Below are 2,516 nucleotides of genomic sequence, written 5' to 3' on the forward strand. Positions count from 1 at the left end.
GGGATCATGGGGCGCTTACTTTTTTAGTTTCCGTTGAACCTGTAGAACTGCATAACGCCCAATTAAGGGGTGAGCAACGCTACCACCCAGGCTTAAAGTATGGTGCCATAAACACTTAACTTGAAGTAGAAGCAAAAATGCCAAGCGTTGGGAATCCCTCTTAAATTGTTTGTTATGTGTAATTTTCTATGTACTTCCTTAATGACTCTGTCGATTCAAACAAAGGACTAATTGGAAGGTTAAGATTTAGCTTTTCAATTTCGACTGCCGAAGATCCATGGCATTTCTCAAAGTCATTCCAACTGCTCTTGTGAACCTGCTTTACGATTTGAAAGTCTAGTAACAACTGAGAAAACGCTTCGGGACTATACCCCTTAGTCTCAGCAATAAAATGTTGTGTAGCCGGACGTTTACCTTGAACCAGTGCCAAATAAAATCGAGCGATGTCATTAACATGGATATATTGATTGTAACCTTGAAATGGTATCGCTACTTGGAGAGTTTGGTCAGATAAGGAATCTACAATTCGCTTTAACTGACAGTTTTCACCACCATAAACCAAACTAGGACAGTAAACGACATGCCACTTCTTTTTGATAGCGCAACCTATTGTCACTGTGTCCGGCTTCACTGCCTCTAGAGGCTTAAGCCTAAATTCTTTAAGGTCATTGTGAGAAGCATTGCCAAATAGCCAAACACCCGACGTGTGGATTTTTGTCGCACCTTCAGCCGCTAGTCTATCCAGCTGCGTTAGCAGCTTGGACTCTATATCAGCTATTTCCTCCGGCGAAAATTCTGACCAATGTGGGCGAGCACAATTTATAACGATATCAAAGTAACCAGAGAAATTTGATGGCACACTGGTAAGCTTCCGTGCAGGAGATAAGACACCGCTAGTCCTGCTGTAAGTCGAAACTTCAAAGCCACTTTCGACAAACATCTTAGTCACGTGGCTACCAATATACCCATTGGAGCCTGATATCAGTACTTTCATTCTTTCCCTGAACTCTCGATTACACATAACGCCGCGTTAAGGGGTGCAGGCACGCAATACAAAAGCTACCGCACAATGCCGTAACCACCAAACTCAACGCAAACTGAAAATGCCACGCGTGCCAAATCCCACTTGAACGCTTTGTTATGTTTTTAGTGATACACGACCTTAAAGTGCTCTAAAACCAATAACATATCCTCACTTGGCTCTATACCTAAAGTGTCACATTCACGTGAGAAAAATTTCCAATGAGCATTACGCCACCATTCTAGCGATTTGTCGCCCTCACCCTCACTTGCTGCAAATTCTTCCGTCACTTCGTTGAATCGACAACTTGAGACCGATGTGATCTCAATGATACAAATTGGTTCACCATACCAGTTTGTGACCACTTGAAGGTGGCCAACTATAGGTAATACTTCACTTTCGTGGCTATACCAGTATTCCATGCTGCATGATGCACGCTTCTCGCCACGTAGAATTAAATCAGCACATAGATTTGCGTTATATTCATCTGCACAAAAGTAATCCGAACTAAATGATGTATATTTTTCAGACACTTCACTAGGTAAAGTTCGAAGGTACTGCTGTAAAAATAACTGACTCTTTTCTTCCATGATTCTCTGAACCTGATTAAAAACATAACGCCGCATTAAGGTGTGAGCAACGCTACCACGAAACCCCACCAGACCACCGTAAACACTAAACCCGACGATGGAATGAAAATTGCCAAGCGTTGGGAATCACTCTTAAATGCTTTGTTAGTAATATTTGTCACACTTATTTTTTGTCGCTTTAATAGGCCACAATGACAGAGAGATGCCAAAAAGAAACTGATCTACAACAGCATTCTCGGCAATTCCAAATTTCACCCCTATTTGCTGATATTTTTGATTTAGCTGTACTGCTAGGTGAGAGTCAATCATTGAGTAGGCAGTTTTCCAATCACTTTTGTCATGCGAGTTGGCTTTCTCTTTGACTACGTTAATATCAGTCTCGTCGTCAAAGCTTTGGGCGATGGCAGCACTGCGCCAATCGACAACACCCCACCCTATAGGAAATAGGAACCTTGCAGCTGCGCTAGCCACTTTTGCTGGTCGTCTGTTGAACTCATTATTTCTAGAAATTCCAAATCCATATAAAGTATGGAACGCTTCAATTTGGCCTTTTTTAGTCGTAGCTTTTAGGGAGTTTAAGATCGCATTTTTTGCCATAGGGGCTGTATTTATCCCAACTCCAATAATGCGATTTGGTATATCCATCGCTTTCCAAGTTTCAACTTCATTGATGAACTCTAAGCATATATTCTCTTCAACATCTGAGTTTTTAGCGAACTGTAACGCAATAATTTTACCAGTTAATTCCAATCTCTCGACACGAGAGCTACTTTTGGGGTTATCTCCAAAATATAATTTTAAATATTTTTCCACTTCCACGGAATTTACCTATATTACTAACGCCCGCTTAAGGGGCAGCCAACGCTACTACTAACTTTCCGCATCACACCGTAATCACAAAAACC

3 protein-coding genes are annotated in these 2,516 nt (G+C 41.5%); all 3 read right to left on the reverse strand.

What is annotated here, in order from left to right; all coding sequences use genetic code 11:
* Positions 1–172 precede the first annotated feature (172 nt).
* Positions 173–994, reverse strand: a complete 822-nt coding sequence (locus PL85_RS17970; RefSeq protein ID WP_115340147.1) for a Rossmann-fold NAD(P)-binding domain-containing protein — start codon at positions 992–994, stop codon at positions 173–175.
* A gap of 152 nt (positions 995–1,146) precedes the next feature.
* Positions 1,147–1,611 (reverse strand): ASCH domain-containing protein, encoded by a 465-nt coding sequence (locus tag PL85_RS17980; protein WP_115340146.1) that lies wholly within the window; start codon positions 1,609–1,611, stop codon positions 1,147–1,149.
* A gap of 144 nt (positions 1,612–1,755) precedes the next feature.
* On the reverse strand, positions 1,756–2,430 hold the full coding sequence (locus PL85_RS17985) for a hypothetical protein (protein ID WP_064626870.1): 675 nt from the start codon (positions 2,428–2,430) through the stop codon (positions 1,756–1,758).
* Positions 2,431–2,516 lie beyond the last annotated feature (86 nt).

Source organism: Vibrio anguillarum, assembly GCF_001989995.2.
In the GTDB taxonomy this organism is placed as follows: domain Bacteria; phylum Pseudomonadota; class Gammaproteobacteria; order Enterobacterales; family Vibrionaceae; genus Vibrio; species Vibrio anguillarum.

Bases quoted from the DNA above. Each gene is read 5' to 3' on its own strand.
- PL85_RS17970 (WP_115340147.1), bottom strand. From the start codon at position 994: ATGAAAGTACTGATATCAGGCTCCAATGGGTATATTGGTAGCCACGTG.
- PL85_RS17980 (WP_115340146.1), bottom strand. From the start codon at position 1,611: ATGGAAGAAAAGAGTCAGTTATTTTTACAGCAGTACCTTCGAACTTTA.